Here is a 255-nt window from a genome sequence, read left to right as displayed (position 1 = left end):
CCAACACCCAGGTGTACGTGCTCGATGCGCGGCGCCAGCCGGTGCCGGTGGGCGTGGCCGGCGAGCTGTATATCGGCGGCGCCGGCGTGGCGCTGGGCTATCTGAACCTGCCGGAAATGACCGAAGAGCGCTTCGTGCCCGATCCGTTTGCCGGCGTGGCCGGCGCGACGATGTACAAGACGGGCGACCTGGCCCGCCATCTGGCCGACGGCAATCTGGAATACCTGGGCCGCAACGACTTCCAGGTCAAGATCC

The 255-nt window shown here is 67.8% G+C and carries 1 protein-coding gene; it reads left to right on the top strand.

The window, feature by feature from the left end; translation table 11 throughout:
• A partial coding sequence (locus tag KVP70_RS33760; protein ID WP_217946783.1) for an AMP-binding protein occupies positions 1 to 255 on the top strand: 255 nt, incomplete at both ends.

Source organism: Duganella violaceipulchra, assembly GCF_019166075.1.
In the GTDB taxonomy this organism is placed as follows: Bacteria; Pseudomonadota; Gammaproteobacteria; order Burkholderiales; family Burkholderiaceae_D; genus Rugamonas; species Rugamonas violaceipulchra.
This window is presented reverse-complemented; position numbering and strand designations above follow the sequence as displayed.